This window comes from Rhodobacteraceae bacterium M382, assembly GCA_025141015.1.
GTDB lineage: Bacteria > Pseudomonadota > Alphaproteobacteria > Rhodobacterales > Rhodobacteraceae > Aliisedimentitalea > Aliisedimentitalea scapharcae.
Genome location: CP081098.1, coordinates 3,772,982 through 3,790,237 on the forward strand (window position 1 = coordinate 3,772,982; position 17,256 = coordinate 3,790,237).

At 58.5% G+C, this 17,256-nt stretch carries 11 protein-coding genes and 1 tRNA gene; 5 read left to right on the forward strand and 7 right to left on the reverse strand.

The genetic code is table 11. The features are described from left to right. Nucleotides 1-273: 273 nt before the first annotated feature. Nucleotides 274-570, forward strand: coding sequence for a hypothetical protein (locus K3727_17525; protein UWQ90545.1), 297 nt, complete (start codon nucleotides 274-276; stop codon nucleotides 568-570). A 231-nt stretch (nucleotides 571-801) separates the two neighbouring features. Here K3727_17525 and K3727_17530 read toward each other — a convergent pair whose 3' ends face one another. Then, on the reverse strand, nucleotides 802-1,479 hold the full coding sequence (locus K3727_17530) for a hypothetical protein (protein UWQ90546.1): 678 nt from the start codon (nucleotides 1,477-1,479) through the stop codon (nucleotides 802-804). Between the two features lie 34 nt (nucleotides 1,480-1,513). On the opposite strand from K3727_17530, the gene K3727_17535 reads away from it, so the two are divergent. Beyond that, entirely contained in the window at nucleotides 1,514-5,914 is a 4,401-nt protein-coding gene (locus tag K3727_17535; protein ID UWQ90547.1) for a CHRD domain-containing protein, read from the forward strand. 274 nt (nucleotides 5,915-6,188) lie between these two features. Here the strand turns inward: K3727_17535 and K3727_17540 are convergent, their stop codons facing one another. After that, on the reverse strand, nucleotides 6,189-7,259 hold the full coding sequence (locus tag K3727_17540; protein ID UWQ90548.1) for an AraC family transcriptional regulator: 1,071 nt from the start codon (nucleotides 7,257-7,259) through the stop codon (nucleotides 6,189-6,191). 60 nt (nucleotides 7,260-7,319) lie between these two features. Here K3727_17540 and K3727_17545 point away from each other — a divergent pair, with 60 nt between their 5' ends. Further along, nucleotides 7,320-8,816 carry a DUF1214 domain-containing protein gene (locus K3727_17545; GenBank protein UWQ90549.1) on the forward strand — a complete coding sequence of 499 codons (1,497 nt, stop codon included), beginning with the start codon at nucleotides 7,320-7,322 and terminating at the stop codon, nucleotides 8,814-8,816. A 110-nt stretch (nucleotides 8,817-8,926) separates the two neighbouring features. Further along, on the forward strand, nucleotides 8,927-10,927 hold the full coding sequence (locus K3727_17550; GenBank protein UWQ90550.1) for a DUF1214 domain-containing protein: 2,001 nt from the start codon (nucleotides 8,927-8,929) through the stop codon (nucleotides 10,925-10,927). Nucleotides 10,928-11,060: 133 nt separating this feature from the next. On the opposite strand, the gene K3727_17555 is transcribed toward K3727_17550, so the two are convergent. The 3 genes from K3727_17555 to K3727_17565 form a co-directional block, all read right to left on the reverse strand. Continuing rightward, complete coding sequence (locus K3727_17555) at nucleotides 11,061-11,588, reverse strand: hypothetical protein (GenBank protein UWQ90551.1); 528 nt, start codon at nucleotides 11,586-11,588, stop codon at nucleotides 11,061-11,063. A gap of 342 nt (nucleotides 11,589-11,930) precedes the next feature. Beyond that, nucleotides 11,931-12,005, reverse strand: a tRNA-Gln gene (locus tag K3727_17560). A 96-nt stretch (nucleotides 12,006-12,101) separates the two neighbouring features. After that, nucleotides 12,102-13,100 (reverse strand): NADPH:quinone reductase, encoded by a 999-nt coding sequence (locus K3727_17565; GenBank protein UWQ90552.1) that lies wholly within the window; start codon nucleotides 13,098-13,100, stop codon nucleotides 12,102-12,104. Between the two features lie 88 nt (nucleotides 13,101-13,188). Here K3727_17565 and K3727_17570 point away from each other — a divergent pair, with 88 nt between their 5' ends. Further along, nucleotides 13,189-14,094 (forward strand): haloalkane dehalogenase, encoded by a 906-nt coding sequence (locus K3727_17570; GenBank protein ID UWQ90553.1) that lies wholly within the window; start codon nucleotides 13,189-13,191, stop codon nucleotides 14,092-14,094. 12 nt (nucleotides 14,095-14,106) lie between these two features. Here the strand turns inward: K3727_17570 and K3727_17575 are convergent, their stop codons facing one another. Together K3727_17575 and K3727_17580 are read right to left on the reverse strand one after the other, a co-directional pair. Continuing rightward, nucleotides 14,107-15,984, reverse strand: coding sequence for a hypothetical protein (locus tag K3727_17575; GenBank protein UWQ90554.1), 1,878 nt, complete (start codon nucleotides 15,982-15,984; stop codon nucleotides 14,107-14,109). Beyond that, nucleotides 15,981-17,243, reverse strand: a complete 1,263-nt coding sequence (locus tag K3727_17580; GenBank protein ID UWQ90555.1) for a phosphatase PAP2 family protein — start codon at nucleotides 17,241-17,243, stop codon at nucleotides 15,981-15,983. Before K3727_17580 ends, K3727_17575 begins: the two co-directional genes overlap by 4 nt. Between the last annotated feature and the right edge of the window lie 13 nt (nucleotides 17,244-17,256).

Consider the following 17,256-nt stretch of genomic DNA (forward strand, 5'->3'; position numbering starts at 1 on the left):
GGTCTTTCGCTTTGAATTCACCAAATGTCCCCTGCCCCTTTCCTTGGGCCCCAAGGCTCGACGGAGCGCGTGAACCACATCCCAGAAGGTGTCTGCACATTTGCACCAAACGTGGCGGGATTTGCAGCGCCTGATCGGTGTTGTGGGAAATACGGTATGTCCCGATATCGAAATAAAATGTCCCAAATTCAAAATTCATTTGACGGTGGTTTCCTTACCTTCAGTGTCAGAAGGCGAACACATCGAACGCCACAGTCAAAAAGGTTGGAACCCATGACAAACGCACGCAAAAACACCGTACTCGCAACCCTCGCCGCCGCAATGATGTTGGCCCTGCCGATGAGCGCCCAGGCTGATTACGTCGCCGAAAAAGCCGTCCGTGGTGCCGTGGCTGGTGCGGCTGTCGCTGAAGCCACCGGTGGCGATGCCGCCCAGGGTGCCGCGGTCGGAGCCGCAGTCGGAGCTGTTGCTGGTGCGGTTCAAAAAGATGACTTCGAAGACCGGGTCCACCACAACAACAACAATCGCGGCAACAACGGCCACCACAAGGGCCAGCGCAAGCACCGCTGACAGAATAACCGGAACGGTTAACCCCTTCCAACCTGGGCCGGATCCCTCTGGCCTTCTGCTTCAAACCCGGTCGGCCGCGCGCTGATCGGGTTTGTTGCCTTTTGCCTGGTGCCACGCGACCGCCTGCCCATCGTCTGAGCGGGCTGACTTTTGGGTTGGGCCAATGCCTTCCTTGGCTCGGGTTCAGGACGCAGCTGCGCGCTCTGGTCCTCGACAAGACTGTGGGTTTCCTCAGCTTCTCGGCAGCCGACGCACTTTCGGGCGGATGAGACGGACATAACGAGGGGTCTTTCCGTTCTTTCCGTAGTCACGGACATAATAACATAGATCCATTGCCGCCAGTTGGTTGTCCCGCAATCCCTTGATCAGAAACCGGGCTGTTTCGGTGTCGATTGCCTGTACTGCGAGCACAACAACAGCAGCCCCTGGTGTAGCGGTTTCAAAGCTTTCAAACGGTATTCCCTTGCGCATCCAGTCCTCGGCACCTTGGGGCGCAGTAAATGCCCAGCAGGCAAAGCCGACCGCCTTGTTCGCCCGTCGCGCGAAAACATAATGATTCCGATCAATCGCGCTGAGCATTATGCCCCCCGACATGCCCATCGGCATATCGCGAAACGGCGTCTCTCCGGCAAGCAGACGCAGGGCAAGACCCGCCGCCTCATTCGGGTCCTTCAGACGCATTATCCCGAGCGTTTCTGTTTCTGTCATATCCTCGTGACACTCATGCAATTTAAGGAATATCAATACTTCGCGGCGCTCATCCAAGGGTGGTGCGCAGGGTTCAGCCACCTCTGACATTGCTGCCTGTTGCAAGTCAGATTGGGCCAGAATGGTATCTTTGTCTAAGTTTTTCTGATATTTAGTCGACCAACGGGCCTTTTTGCTTTCGGTAAAACCCATGATCGTCATGCCGCGGGGCCGCCTATTGGGTGGGGGATGGACGATGGCTAGATTTTTCCGGATATCGTTGGATGGACTACAGGAAGTGCCCGGTGTGGCGTCTACTGCGACAGGCTATGGTTACGCGCTGTACGAAAATACCGGTTTCTCCGAAACGCTGTGGTATCGCATTTTCCTGACCGGTCTGGATTACAGCCTGGTCTTGCCGGAGTCCGGACCTTTTCCAGCCGACATAAGTGATGACGTCACCGGAATCCATTTTCATTCCGGGGCACGTGGCACCAATGGCGAAGTCGTCTTTAACATCCAGACCGAGGATCCGAACGATCTGAACCTGTCGGAGAGCGGCGGAGTGCTGACGATCGAAGGGCAATGGGATGCCCTGGATCCGGCATCCACGCCTTTGGATTTCTTCTCTGTTCCGCTTGGCAACGCCATCGTCGGAAACGACGTGGATCTGTACGTTAATGTCCACACCACCGGAAACCCCGCAGGTGAAATTCGCGGACAGTTCGTTGCGCTTTCGGATAACGAGGCGAACACAATCACCGGCACACCGGAACTTGACTACCTCTATGGTCTGGGCGGCGACGATACTTTAGAGGGCCTCGGCGGTCCGGATCTGCTGGATGGTGGCGAGGGGAGCGACACTGCCAGCTACGCAAGCTCGGGCCAGGAGGTCAGCATCAATCTGGCGACGGGGACCGCCACGGGTGGCGATGCCGAAGGCGATGCGCTGGTTTCCATCGAGAACCTGATTGGAACGTCCCGGACAGACGGTTTGTTTGGCGACGCCAACGATAATGTTCTCGAAGGCGGCGACGGTGCCGACGATATCCAGGGCGAAGGCGGGTCCGACACGGCAAGCTACGCAAGCTCGGACGCAGGTGTGACGATCAACCTGGAAACCGAGGAGACAACAGGTGGGGATGCCACAGGTGATATTCTTGTCAGCATCGAGAACCTGACCGGTTCGACCTTTGCAGATGATCTGACCGGGGACGACACAGCAAACCGCCTCGAAGGTCTTGATCAGAATGACACTCTGGCCGGTTTGGCCGGCGCGGACACGCTGCTGGGGGGCGACGGTATCGACACCGCCGACTATAGCGCGTCGCCCGATGCCATCGACGTGGACCTCGGTGCCGGAACCACGACGGGCGGTGACGCCGAAGGCGACAGCCTGAGCGGGATCGAAAACCTCGAAGGGTCGGAATTCGCCGACAACCTACGCGGAAACGACGATGCCAACCTGATCAACGGGCTTGGGGGCGACGACACGATCGAAGGTGGCGGCGGTGGTGACACGCTGGATGGTGGCACCGGTGCAAATACGCTCAGCTATGGTGGCTCGGCCGCAGGCGTAACCGTGAACCTGCTGGACAACCTGGCCTCGGGCGGGGATGCCGCCGCGGACGATTTGCGCAATTTCGTGCACATTCTGGGATCTCTCTTTGCCGACGACCTGACGGGCGATGCCCAAAACAATCAGCTGCGCGGCGGCACGGGCAACGACGTGTTGGACGGCGGTGCGGGCCTTGATACCGCGCTCTTTTCCGGCCTGTTTGCAGATGCCGAAATCACGTTCGGGGCCGAACAGGTCATCGTGAGCTCTGTGGACGGGGTCGACACGCTGACCGGGATCGAGCAGTTGCAGTTCGACGATCAAACCGTCTCGACTGACGGATTGGCCCCGGTGCCGACGGTTGCGATCACCGGATCCGCCACACAGCGGGAAACGCTGACCGCCGTCCCGGCAAACACCAGCGCGATCGACACATCAACCATTGCCTATCAATGGTTAAGGGACGGGGTGGATATCGCCGGGGCAACGGCGGACAGCTATAGCCTGACGCAGAACGATGTGGGCCAGCCGGTTTCGGTCCGTATGTCGTACACCGACACGGGCGGAACGCAGACCGTTTCAAGCACGCCAACCGCCGCAGTGGCAAACGTGAATGACGCCCCAACCGGTGCTCCGGAAATCAGTGGGGCCGCTCATGTGGGCAACACTCTGACTGCCGATACCAGCGGGATCGACGACGCGGACGGGTTGGGGACGTTTTCATATCAATGGCAGCGCGACGGAGCCGACATCGACGGGGCAACCGGGGCGACCTATGAATTGACGGGTGCAGACTTGGGCGAAGACGTCAGCATTGCGGTGTCCTTTACTGATGGGCAAGGCACGGATGAGACGCTGACCAGCACGTCCGAGACTGTTCAGCCGCGCCTCACAATCCTGGTCACCACAACGTCCGATACGCTGGATCCCGACGACGGGGTTCTGAGCCTGCGCGAGGCCATCATACAGGCCAACGCCGAAGAGGGGCCAGATTCGATTCAGCTGGCTCCACTCACATATACCCTGAGCCTGGATTCCACGAGTTACTCAGTCGAAACCGGCCGATTGGACCGCTCACAACTTCTATCCAGCGAAGGCAATGCACGGAATGGTGACATTGACATCCATGGTGATTTAACAATTTTGGGCGCCCCAGGTGGCGGCACCCTTGTGGCCAATACAATGGGTACAAGGGCGTTTCACGTTCACTCAGAAGCGCAGGTATATCTGTCCGACTTCCGGATTGATGGCGGGGAAAGGATGGAACCACTGGCCCCCCTTTTGAACGCCCAGGATGGCGGGGCGCTGTTGAATTCAGGCGGTGACATCACAATTCACGAAATGGATTTCACCCGAAACCGGATGTATGCCTCTGAAGCCGTTGGCAACATCCCATGGGGAAAGAAGAGTTCTTATAACACCAAGACTCCATCAGAAGGCGGCGCCATTTTTAATGCGTCCGGAACAATTGAGATTACCGATTCACTGTTTTCAGGGAACATGGCAGTTCGTGGTGGCGCAATATCCGCAGAGGGTGGTGAAATCTCTATTGCGTCCACGCAATTCGATCAAAACGCTGTCTATAATCGTTGGCAGCGCTTAGAGGGCTTCGGCAAGGACGGTCCCAATGAGTATGAAAATGCTAGCCAAGGTGCGGCGATCTATTCGAACCCGTCTGCACAGGTAAATGTCCTGTCCCGGTCCGGCACCGACCCGACAGGGGAAAACGCCACAAGCTTCACCAACAATAAAGTAAGCGACGGGTCTGGGACGCTGATCGACGGGAATGTCTATCTGGAAGATCTGATTGACGTCACCGGCAAGGGCAATAACCCCGAAGCGCTCGGAACTGGCGTGACGCGCGATGCGCCGCTGACCCGTGACACGCTTGCGTCATCTCTGGTGGCCTCGGCCATTGCGGCAGCCACCGCTGGCGAGGCCGTGCTGACCCGGCTGGCCGGGCTGGACCTGACGGCTGCGGACCTGTTCGAGCCCGATTTCCTGCTGGCGGACAGCCCCTTGGTCTCCCGCTCTGCGACCGAGATCGTCCTGCAATTGGGCGGGGCGCGGTTGGTTATCGGTGGCACCGGGCTTGGCCTGCCAGATGATCTTTTGACACCAACGCGTGAAGACCTTCTTGCCGCCGCGCAGGGAACGGTAACATCGCTGGCGCTGACCAACGCGGATGGAACCGAGGTTCTGGCCACCCTCACCGGGTTGGAACAGGATCTGGGCGAACTGGTGGCAATCGCAACCGACGTTTACGATCCTGCGGTGCCACCAACAATAGAAGTCATCACCGGTGCGCCGGTTCCAACGGTAGAAAGCGAAACGCCACTCGACCTTCCCGGCTCAGAGGTGGATTTGACCGGCACGCCCGGCCCCGATGTTCTGATCGGCACGGCGGGTGATGACACGATATTAGGCTTTGCTGACGCCGACCGGCTGGTGGGCAATGATGGCAATGACAGCATCGACGGCGGCACCGGGCCGGATACGCTGAACGGCGGCGCGGGAAATGACACCATCATCGGCGGACCCGGAGACGACGATCTGCGTGATCAGATTTTCGGTGGTGAAGGCGACGACAGCATCGACGCAGGCGCGGGCAACGACCAGGTGTTTGGCCAGGCGGGCAACGACACCATCGCCGGTGGCGCGGGCGTCGATGACCTGCAGGGTCAGAATGGCAATGACGTGATCACCGGCTCGGCGTTTTCCGATCTGGTGTTTGGCGGCGCGGGCAATGATTTTGTCAACGGCGGCTTTGGTCATGACCGGATCAATGGTGGGTCGGGGGCGGACAAATTCTTTCACGTCGGTGTCGAAGGACACGGGTCCGACTGGGTGCAGGATTATGTGGCCGCGGACGGCGATGTGTTGCTGTGGGGGGGTGTCGCCGCCACGGCCAGCGATTTCCAGGTCAACCTGGCCCATACCGCCAACGCCGCCGGGGAACGGTCAGGCGATGACGCAGTGCGGGAGGCCTTTGTCATCTATAAACCAACCGAACAGATCATCTGGGCGCTGGTCGATGGCGGCGGCCAAAGCGCGATCAACATCCAGATCCGCGGCGATACCTTCGATCTGCTGGCCTAGGAAGCTGAAACCAGGACGCTCAGGCGGGAGCCGGGCAAGGGTCTTTTGTTCCTGACCGAAAGACCTATGGACGCCTGTCATCGCGGGGTGCGACACGGCGAACCATCTTGAACCTGCTGAAGCCACATTCGACCAGATCGCGCAAATGATAGAGCGACCGGCCCCCAGCCATACGTGTTTTGCAGCATGTGCGCACTCGCTGCCCGGCAGGCGTCATTGCTGCCGAAAGGCGAGATTTCGGCAACAGGGTGCGCGTCTGGCCCTGGGATCCAATTCACCTGACCAATGTGTAAGCGGAGCGAGCGTACTTTGATGGAGACGTTCCAAAGCGTGTCTTGAATGCGCGCGTGAAATTTCCTGGCTCTCGATACCCCAAGGCATCAGCCACTCCGGCTATGGAGCTTCCTTTCAGACGTAAAAGTTCACAGGCACGATCCATTTTTGCGGCATTCAAAAGCTCGCGAAAATGCGTTCCATATGTCGAAAGCTGGCGTTGAACGCTGCGAGGCCCAATACCCATTGCCTGCGACACGCGTTCGAGTGACGCGTTGCGGTCGGCAATCTGCATGTCCACGACAACCCGAATTGACTGAAGCATGTTCGCTGGCGGTGTTTGGCGTTCCCGGATGATATCGCTTCGCGTCGTCGGCATTGCGAGTCCAGGTTTCAGTGCCGGTGCCGCGAGAACGGATTTTGGGAAAACCAGTCGTAGCTTGGGGCGGTCGAACAAAGTCGGGCAACCAAATGTTTCTTCGGCCTGCCCACTCCCGCGTTCTTTTGGAAAATCAAACTCGATTCTTGAGGGAGACCAGTTTTGCCCGAGATATGATCGCGGGATGCTCAGCATGGCGGCAACGGCGCTGTATGCCATATCAGGGTAGCTAACATGGTTTTTTAGGCCGAATTTATATGCGTAGGATACCGTGTTACCTTGCTGGACGAACTCGACGCGGTCTGTGTTTGAATGCAACCTCATTTCGCGTTGCGCCCGCAAGAGGGCCGCTCCCAAATCGGGGGCAGCAAGTACGAAGCTGCCCCAAGCGCCATAATCCTTTACGGTTAGATATGGCGAGAATAATAAACCAAGACAGTCTTCGCCCAATGCGCGACCAATTCCAGTCACGAATTCGCACAGCGCGTTCTCTGGGATATAGCCCAATCTTTCTCTGATCAGACTTTCAGCCAATCCAGAGTCAGACAACAGACAAAGGGTTTTTCGTTCGCCCAATTCAGAGATAGCAAAATCGGGCATTGCTCCCAGTGCTTTTGCGGTAATCATTGCAGGCGGTTTGGACAGCGCGAAACTCCTTTTTTCCAGTCTGTCGTGAAATGATATTTCTGACAACCGTCTTTATGCAATAATCCAATCTGCTTTTAGGGTTCCCAAATTTCGACGGAGATTGCCATGTCATCTATCAAATTCCTGCCCACCTTCGCACTCGCCACGGGGCTGTTGTTCTCAGGCTATGTTGCTCAGGCGCAGACCTTTAATGACACGGGCGATATTCTGGCGCGGTCGGCTGAGGTCGAAGATATCGAATATCAAATCATGGTTCAGCGCGCGACGCAGACGGCGCTTTGGGGTATGCCTGCGGCTGGGATGATCGACTTTCTCAAAGGCATCCGCCGGGATCTTGGCGGTGACTACAACGATGTTATCTATTTGAATAAGCCCTTTGATTCCAAACACGGTTTTCTAACGGCCAATGACGTGACGGCCTATGCCTGGGCTTCGATGACTTCGGAACCGGGGCCGTTGGTAATCGAAGTTCCGGCAGCCACAGACACTGTCAGCTATTTTGGTACCATCGTGAATGCATGGGATCAGCCCATTGCTGATGTCGGGCCAGACGGTTTTGACAAGGGCGAAGGTGGCAAATACCTGATGATCCCTCCCGGTTATGACGGCGACATGTCGATCGAGGATATGAAATCCGCCGGGTATCTCCCTTTTGAAACCGACACCTACGAGTATGGCTTTTCGTTCCGTCCACGTCTTTACAACGGGGCCACCGATCTGGACGCCGCCGACTATGCGCAGACCATCAAGATCTATTACCTGTCCGAGGCCGACAACCCGCCCCCCAACACCTATCACGAGGCGTCAGAAGTCCCATACGACTCGCTGCCCTATTACAATCACACCTATTTTCAGGACTTGAACGACTACGTTCAGAACAACCCGATCCGTCCACAGGACAAGATCATGGTGAATTTCCTCAAGGATCTCGGGATCGAAAAGGGAAAACCGTTTGAACCGACCGAGCGTCAGGTGAAGGCCATGAACGAAGGGCTGGTTCTGGCCTATGCCGCCATGCAGCGCTATTTTGTCGAGCCGGGCCTTTCCACCGTTCCCTTGTGGAAGGACAAGGACGGCACCCTTAAAACCCAGTGGCTCGTCTGGGACTTTGCCGAAGGTCAGGCCGAAGCCGGTTTCCCTTATGAAACCGACACCGAAGTTTTGGTCGATGATCGCGCGGGCGGCAGCTATTTCTGGATCACTTACCTGCCCAAGAATTTGGGCGGCGGCACCTTTTATCTGACCGGACTGCGCGACAGCAACGGCGACATGTATGACCACAACGCCACCTACAAGCTGAACGTCCCCGCCGACACGCCTGCGCGGGATTTCTGGTCAGTGATCGTTTATTCTATGGAGACCAAAAGCTTCATCCGCAACGTCGATCCCGTTGGTCTGTCGTCACGCGATGCCGATATGATGCAGTCCAACGACGATGGATCATATGACATCTATTTTGGCCCAAAGGCACCGGAAGGGCACGAAAGCAACTGGATCCCCACCCCTGAAAGCTACTTCCTGTTGTTCCGCCTTTATGGGCCAGAAGAAGGTTGGCTGCAAAGCGGCTGGGTTCTGCCGGATCTAGAAAAAATCACTCAGTAATTTGGCGTTCCAAATGACAAAGACTCGTGGCCCTGGACGGGGCCGCGGGATGCGGGATGCGGGCCACAAAGTGGGTCAAACATTTGTTCACGACAAGGGAGAGATTCACCATGAAAACACGCTTTAAGCTCAAGGCCTGTACGGCTGCCTTGGCGTTGACCGTTGGATTGGCCGCCAGCACAGGACATGCGCAAACCGTGCGCAAACCCGGAACAGACATCCGTGCCCAAGCCATTGGAGAACTGACGGACGAACGCGTCCGCGAAGTTCTGGTCGAAGAGGGCCGCGTTTCCATGAGCGGCGGCTTTTTCGAAACCGACAGCGCCGATTTGGGCGGCACTTCAAATCAGGTGCTGTTCAAATTGGCAAGTGCTATGGGGCTGCATCCGAACATGAGATTGGCCATTGTTGGTCACACCGACAGCGTCGGCGATTTCAACTATAACGTCAGCCTATCCCATCGTCGCGCTGCGGCGGTGCGAAATGCGCTGATGGGTGAGCCCTACAATGTTGCGCCCGAACGTCTCGTTGCCATGGGGGCGGGTTCCATCAGCCCGGTCGCTTCGAACAAGAGCGATGAGGGTCGCGCCCTGAACCGTCGCGTCGAATTTGTCCTGCTGGATGAAACTGTAGAGGCGCTACCACAAGAAGAGATTGTCATGCCCGCGCAGTCGACTGCGGAATATGCGGCGGCTGTCCCGGAAAATGTTCTGACGCCCGATCTTGTCCGCACCAGAACTCTGGGTGATTTGCGGTTCTTTGACGGGATGCCTTTGCCAGAGACCGTGCAAAAGACTTTTGACAATCTGGATCTGATGCGGGCCACCACCGCGTTTCTTGATGGAATGAAGATCGCATCGCTTCGTGGCATGTTCCAGGGATACGAGGATGTAGGCGCTGCGCCGAATGACATTGTCATCACCGAGACCCTGATGAACGCAAGGTCGATCTGGCTGACGCCGAATACGACAACGATCTATATCGGATCCAACGTCGATATCGCGGACGGCCCGGTCGTCATCGAAGTGCCTGCCGGATTGCTGGGGCTGCTGGATGACGCGGCATTTGAATATGTTGCAGATATCGGTGCGCTGGGTGCGGACAAGGGCAAAGGCGGCAAGTATCTGCTGCTTCATCACGATGATGAAACGCCCGTGCCCGAAGGGTATTTCGAGCTGCGCACAAAAACCAATGAACACTGGCTGTTGTTGCGTCGTTCGCCGGATGCCGACGGTAGCACCGCCGGTCCCGTGGCCGAAATCAAGGCGGGTCTGAACGTCTATTCGCTGTCCGAGGCCGCCAATCCCCCGGCCGAGAACTTCATCAATGTCTCAGATGTTCAATACAACACGGTTCACGCCAACAACGAAGATTTCTTTCACGAAATCAAAGTTGCCTTGGACAACAATCCGATTGGCGCATTCAACCCTGAGATTGTCGGGACTTTCGCCTCTATCGGTCTGAAAAAAGGGGTACCTTTTGAGCCCGATGCCCGGATGCGGGACATCATGGTCGAGGCTGCGTCAATCGCCAATGCTACTGCGCGTTCGATTACATATGCGGCGCGTGATCCTGGTGTCTATTTCTATGAAGATCGCAAGTGGAACTCGCCTTTCCAGCGGCAAAGCTATTTGTTCGAGGAAGATGGCGCTCGTATTCTGGATGACCGGACCTACTTCTTTTACATGGCGACGGGCATTACGCCTGCGATGACCTCGCCGCCGGTCGGATCCGGTTCGGTCTATGCGATGACTGCGCGGGATGTGAATGGCGACTACCTGGATGGGTCCAAGACATACAGCGTAACGCTTCCTGGCCCAGTTCCTGCCAACAACTTCTGGTCCTTCATGCTTTACAGCGGCCAAACCCGATCAATCCTTGAAACCGATCAGAATTCCGGCGGAATCGATTCCAACCGCGAAGGGATAAAAGCGAATGACGACGGCAGCTATACCGTCTACTTCGGCCCCGAAGCTCCGGAAGGTCGGGAAAACAACTGGGCCCAAACCGCACCGGGTCGAAGCTTTAATGCGATGATGCGTCTCTATGGACCTCTCGAACCCTGGTTTGACAAAAGCTGGAAGCCCGGAGATTTTATTCCGGTCGAGTAGAACTCTCAAAGGCGGGCAACCAGAACAGTGAACAGACTGGTTGCCCGCGTTCCCAAGACTGGGGACAGCATAATCTTTGGTTGTTCAAACCCATGTCGGATAAACGCCATGGGTTTTGTTGGTCGGCCCAATTTCAAGAGCGCGTTAATTCAAAAAACCGAGACAGGAATTCGTCCTTGGACCGACTCGCAGACCAGGCCTGAATACGCTCAGGCCGCTTTGTGCTCGGGGCACCTTCGGGCCAAGGCGCAGGTTCGGGCACCATCAGCGACGCCTTTTCGTCAACAAGCAATTGCACATCAGCACGTTTCAATTCAGGGCATTTCAGGTCGTTGGCATCCATGCCAAAGGCTTCGGCAATGACCCGCTCCATCCTGTCCTCAAAAAGTTTGAATTCAGCCAAGTGCTTTTTGAGCGGAGACGGGACATCACCCAGGTAGGCTTCCGCCGCATCGTGCAACAATCCCGCAAGAGCGAGCTCCGGCTGTATTTCATAAGAAACGTGAACCGAATGTTCAGCAACCGAGTAGAACTTGGTACCGTGGCCATTGAACCGACATAACATCGAAAGAGCATGTGCAATGTCTTCGATATCAATCATCCAAACTTCAGGTTGAACGACACTGACCTGCTTGCCGCTCACGGACTGTATCCATCCCATTTTCATTTTCTCTTTTCTGATTTGGACTGGTTATCAAACAGGGCCAATTCAAACGCAATGTCGCTCTTGTATCGAAGGTACCCACCGCCTCCTATGCATTACTTATACCTATTCCCCAGCACCTTGGCTGCCCCCTCAGAAAAAGGAAGGGGGGCGGCGGAAAGAATGGGTCACCAGAGCGCGGCCAAGACCCTGAGGGCGGCCACATTCCCGTCCATCACCAATGATCTGATCTGGCAGGCGCCAGCACTCCGCCAATCCACTCAGAAGGCCCGAAAATAACTGGGTCACTTTCCGGTCAACTGGATCGCTTAGCTGTTTAGATCATTCAGGAAAGGCCGATGGCTGGGGTGGTAGGATTCGAACCTACGATCTTCAGTACCAAAAACTGTTGCCTTACCACTTGGCCACACCCCATCGGTGAGCGCGTATTTAGGCCGCCTTTTGGGGCGACGCAAGGGGGATTTTCAAAAAGAACACAACTTTTTTCCTCCCCCTTATACCACTTGGGAGTCAGCCGGTTCCACCGACCTTGAGCAGTACGCCACCGGCCCGATTTCCTGCCTCGAGCGTTTCATGGGCCTGCACAAAATCATCCCTGTCATAGATCACTGAAATTTCCGATCGCAACGCCCCGGACAGCAGCGCCTCGTTCAAAACCGCGATCGCGGCGGCGCGCTGTGCCTGTGGCAGCAGGTAGATCAGAATAACATCCAGCGTCACTGCCTTAAACAGCAATGGATAGAACGGCAGCGTCGGCGTCATATTCAGAGCCGAGCCATAGGCGGCAATTGTTCCATTTTCCACAATGACTTGGGTATCAACATCAATATTGGCACCCAGCTCGACTTCGACGATCAGATCGACAGGGCGACCGTCGTTGGCGGCCAAAATCTGGTCCCCCAGATCAGCTGCTGCGTAATCCAGAACCACATCCGCTCCAGAGGTCCTGGCCCGGTCCCGGCTTTTGGAGCTGCAGGTGGCGATCACCTTTGCGCCGCCCCATTTGGCCAATTGCGCCGCCAGATGGCCGACGGATCCGGCCGCGCCCTGCACCAGGACGGTTTTGCCGCCAACCGGTCCTGCACAGAATACGGCGTGCGCGGCGGTCAGCCCTGGAATGCCCAGGGTCGCACCGGTTTCCAGGCTCACATCCGCGGGCAATGCAACGGCCTGTTCGGACGGCAGGGTGATCTGTTCTGCTGCCGTGCCCATCGGGCGTTTCCACTGGCCGTTCCAGATCCAGACCCGTTCACCGATCCTGCCTGGCGACACCCCGTCACCCACCGCAGAAATCACACCGGATCCGTCGCTGTGGGGGATGATATAAGGCCAAGGCAGGTCGCTGACGCCGACACGGGTTCCGGCACGGGCCTTGAAATCGGACGGGTTGGCCCCGGAATAGACCAGATCGACGGTGACCTCACCCGAGGCTGGTGCCGGACAGTCGATCTCTTCGATCTGCAACACATCGGCCGCAGATCCGAGCCTGCGATACGTGATGGCTTTCATGGGGGCTGATCCTTTCGTGTCGTGGCGTTCCAATGGCGCGCTGCCGCAGAATTGTTACGCTTGGATAGAAACGGGAGGAGAGAGACAAATGCAAGTGCTGCGCACGCCCGACGATCGGTTCCAGGGGCTCAAGGATTATGATTTCGCCCCCAATTACCTTACGTTATCCGGCCCCGATGCGATCCGCATGCATTATCTGGACGAAGGTCCCGCCAGCGAAGGCCCGGTGTTGTGCCTGCATGGCGAACCGACATGGTCCTATCTGTATCGCCACATGATCCCGGTTTTCACAGCAGCAGGACATCGTGTGATCGCCCCGGATCTGGTGGGGTTCGGGAAGTCCGACAAACCTGTCGCACGGGCGGACTATAGCTATCAGACCCATGTGGATTGGCTGACTGACGCAGTTATCCAGCTGGACTTGCGCGAAATCACCCTGGTCTGTCAGGACTGGGGCGGGTTGATCGGGCTGCGGTTGTGGGCCGACATGCCGGATCGGTTTGCCCGTGTGGTGGTGGCCAATACGGCCCTTCCGACCGGAGACCACCCGATGAACGACGCCTTCAAAAGCTGGCGCGCCTATAGCCAGGCGGCCGAACCGTTCAATTCGGGGCGCATTGTCCATGGCGGAACGATCAACAAACTGACCGACGAGGAGATCGCCGCCTATAACGCGCCCTTCCCGGATGAAAGCCATTTGGCGGGCGCGCGACAGTTTCCGATGCTGGTGCCCGACAGTCCCGAGGATCCGGCAGCAGAACCGAACCGGCAGGCGTGGACAGTATTACACACGCTGGATACGCCGGTGCTGACCCTGTTCGGAGCAGAAGACAAGGTGATGGCCGGGGTGGATCGGGTGTTCCAAAAACTGCCGGGTGCCCACGGGCAACCCCATGCACTCCTGCCGGGAGCCGGGCATTTCCTACAGGAAGATGTGGGGCCGGAATTGGCCCGGCGCACCTGCGATTTCATCGCGAGCACGCCGGTGGGCTGAGCTGCGCCGCAGCTAGCGCATGGGATTGATCCCCGGCAGCGGAAAACTGTTGAGATGCCCCAGCCCCTGACGTTCAAACAAAGCCTGCACCAGGTCCGGGTCCAGCGAAAAATGCCCCTCGGCTGCCTCGGTCATGACGCTGGGCAAGCCGCCGCTGCGCAGCTGTCTGCTCAGCCAGCGCGCCACAACCGGCACTGCCGCACTGGTACCGGATCGCCAGCGTTTGCCACCTGACCGGTTGCTGGCCGACGTCAGCCCCGGTTTGACAATGGACACATCCGACACCGCGCTGACCAGGGGGGCAATGTGGCCGATCCCGCCAGAGTAATCCGCCGCCGAACTGTATTTCGACAACCGGCGGTCGCGCGCCCGTGCCCCCGCCACCGTCAACGCCCGACGCGACCCGGCAAAGCCGCTGATCGTGCCGCTGCGTTTGATCGGTGAGACGTCGCCATCGGGCACTGTGGTCTCGCCCTGCCCCTTGGGGCGATGGCGGCGCAGGGCCTCATAGGCTGCGTCCTCCAGATAGGATTGCGGCTCGAATGGTTGAAACCCAAAATCCTGGTCATCGCGGTGAATCCAGGCCCGAACCGTCTGTGGCGTGCTCCCCGAAATCCGCAGCCCCCAGGCCCCTGCAGGGGCTGGCGCGCGGTGTTTCGCCACCCCGGTCGTCGCGTCGCGGACCACGGTGGTATCGGTAGGTGCGAGGATCAGCAGGATCCGCCGCTGCCCGGTGCCAAAGCTGTCTTCGAACGCCAGCCGCCCGATCACATCACCGTCCCGTTGCAGGTCCCAGATGCCCGCATCGGCCGAAAACGCACTGCCATCAGGCAGTGTGATCGCCACCGTCGGGTCGGCCCCGTCCGGCACCCAGATCTCCAACACATTCGAGCTGCGATCCCCCGGCGGCAACCGCCACGACAGGTCGGTACCAACATCCAGTTGCCCACGGGCATGACGCTGGTCGTCATAGCTGTTGCCTGCCGGAATGATCGGAAACACCGGAGCGCCGCCTTCGGCCAAATGTGCCTCCACCGCAGCGTCCAGCTGGCTTTCGACATAATGGGTGCCGTCATGCGGGCCACCGGTTATGGAATAGGCAAATGTCACCACAACAGGGACACCGGGAAACTGGGTCCGGGCGTGGGCCAGCATCCGGCGCAATCCCTGAATGGCAAAAAAGCCCACCGTGGCCCCCACGGCGTCCCAATACACCATCGAGGGCAATTGCACCGCCATGATACCGACCGCCGCCCCGTCCGGGTCGCCAGCAGCATAACCTGCCGCCAGATCGGCGATCTGGGTGCCATGGGCGGTGTTGCCCCAGGCCAGCGGCAGCCCCGGTGCCTGCGACGGTGCCTGACCAAAGCTGCGCAACAGCGCGTCAAAATCATCGCCATGCGTGGTCAGCTGTGCGTCAATCTCAGACTTTTGCCACATCCGGCCGAATGGGACCCGCCCGTCCTGCCACTCTGCGTCCATGATCCACGCGGCGTGAATGCGACTGCTGGCCGGACCCGAGCGGAATCGTTCATGACCCAGCGAGATGGCATTGTCGATCACCAGGACCAGCACCTCGGGTTGTGCACCCGCCATCGGCAAATCGGGAGCTTGCGCCGCAACAGGCACCGGAAACTGGGCCTGCCCCAATGGAAGGGGGGCCGCCAACCGATAGGTCTGATCCGGGTCCAGCCCATGTTCGGCTGCTCCCAGAGTTGGGCCGCCTTCACGCACGGCGAACCACCATTCCGGCGCAGCCGCGTGTTTCTGCTTGTGCATCAAGAAATCGAGCCCGTCGCCGCACAGCCATTCAGCCAGCCGGTGGCGTATCTGTGGATGTCCTGCGGCCGAGCGTGGCACCGGCCGGGCCTGCCATGTCAGCGTTGTCACCGGATTTCTCCCAGCGCCTGTTCCCACAACCATTGCAGCGTCGGAGCCACGGCAATGTCATCCGCACCGGCAATTGCCGTCACCTCCAGCGCACCGTCAAACAGACTGTCACCGCCCGAACTGAGCCGCCGCTGACCGGTTGCCGCATCAACCACCTGTCCCATGGTGAACTCTTGACCGCCAATCTCCTGCCCGTTCAGGGCCACATCATGCACGTCAATCTCACGCCCAGCGGCCCGCACCATCAGCTCGGCCAAAGTAAGCCCGATCGAAGCGCCGGCAATCGAATCCGCCGGAAAATGCACCCCTGCGATCACCCGGTTGTCGGAAATGCGCGCCGCTTGACGATACAGCATCACCCGGCGGCGGTCGTTGGCCGCCGTGTAGAGCGCCACGGTTTCGGCATCCGCCCCATCTGGTGCCACCCGTTCACACAGCCGCCACAAAACACCTGCAACAATAAAGGCCTCGACCGCATGAGCCGCAGGAAAGCTGGGATGCCCCGGCGTCGGGATCATCGGTTGTACCGACACCGAATAGGCGTCCGGCCGCCGACAAGCCAATGCCCGTTTGATCCGCATCGAAACCGCTGCGGCAAATGTCTGGGCCAGCGAAATCAACTCCAGCGCAAAGGCATTGCGTTCCGGATGCAGCGACACGATTGCCCCGTAATAGGGTGTTGGAAAACCTAGCTGTGTGTGGATTTCCTCGAACCTGTCCAAACGCAGATCACCATAGCTGCGCACATGCGCCATCTGCGCCTGAAACACGTCTTCTCCAGGGCGGGAAATATGGATCAGTTTCTGTGCACTCAACCCGCTGCTGTCGCCACCAATCGCAAACAGATCAACCGTGGCCGCATCGTGATCTTCTTCGACGATGACCCGCGATTGCAATTCATGCAGCCCCAAAAAGCTGCGCACCCAGGGTGCGTGTTCCTTGAGAACGCCAGGAGCGTTCGGCGCAAGATGGGTCACCGGCAGTTCCGGACCGCCCCACAGGCCGGCGATCCCGTCCTGAGCGCTGATGATCCCGGCCGAAAGCGGCCCGCCATACGCGGTCACCCCCCCGTAAACAGAGGCCCCGACATCCAGTCCGCTTGTCCCCGACGCGCCACCGGACGCCCCGCCCGAGGCCCCACCGGATGCCCCGCCAGACGCTCCACCAGATGCCCCGCCGGATGCTCCACCAGACGCCCCGCCGGATGCCCCGCCCGATGCCCCGCCGGACGCACCACCTGAAATTCCGCTGATCGCCATCTCAATATTCCTC

Coding starts and splice junctions, on each gene's coding strand:
- K3727_17525 (UWQ90545.1), top strand. CDS start 274: ATGACAAACGCACGCAAAAACACCGTACTCGCAACCCTCGCCGCCGCA.
- K3727_17530 (UWQ90546.1), bottom strand. CDS start 1,479: ATGACGATCATGGGTTTTACCGAAAGCAAAAAGGCCCGTTGGTCGACT.
- K3727_17535 (UWQ90547.1), top strand. CDS start 1,514: ATGGCTAGATTTTTCCGGATATCGTTGGATGGACTACAGGAAGTGCCC.
- K3727_17545 (UWQ90549.1), top strand. CDS start 7,320: ATGTCATCTATCAAATTCCTGCCCACCTTCGCACTCGCCACGGGGCTG.
- K3727_17550 (UWQ90550.1), top strand. CDS start 8,927: ATGAAAACACGCTTTAAGCTCAAGGCCTGTACGGCTGCCTTGGCGTTG.
- K3727_17555 (UWQ90551.1), bottom strand. CDS start 11,588: ATGGGATGGATACAGTCCGTGAGCGGCAAGCAGGTCAGTGTCGTTCAA.
- K3727_17565 (UWQ90552.1), bottom strand. CDS start 13,100: ATGAAAGCCATCACGTATCGCAGGCTCGGATCTGCGGCCGATGTGTTG.
- K3727_17570 (UWQ90553.1), top strand. CDS start 13,189: ATGCAAGTGCTGCGCACGCCCGACGATCGGTTCCAGGGGCTCAAGGAT.
- K3727_17580 (UWQ90555.1), bottom strand. CDS start 17,243: ATGGCGATCAGCGGAATTTCAGGTGGTGCGTCCGGCGGGGCATCGGGC.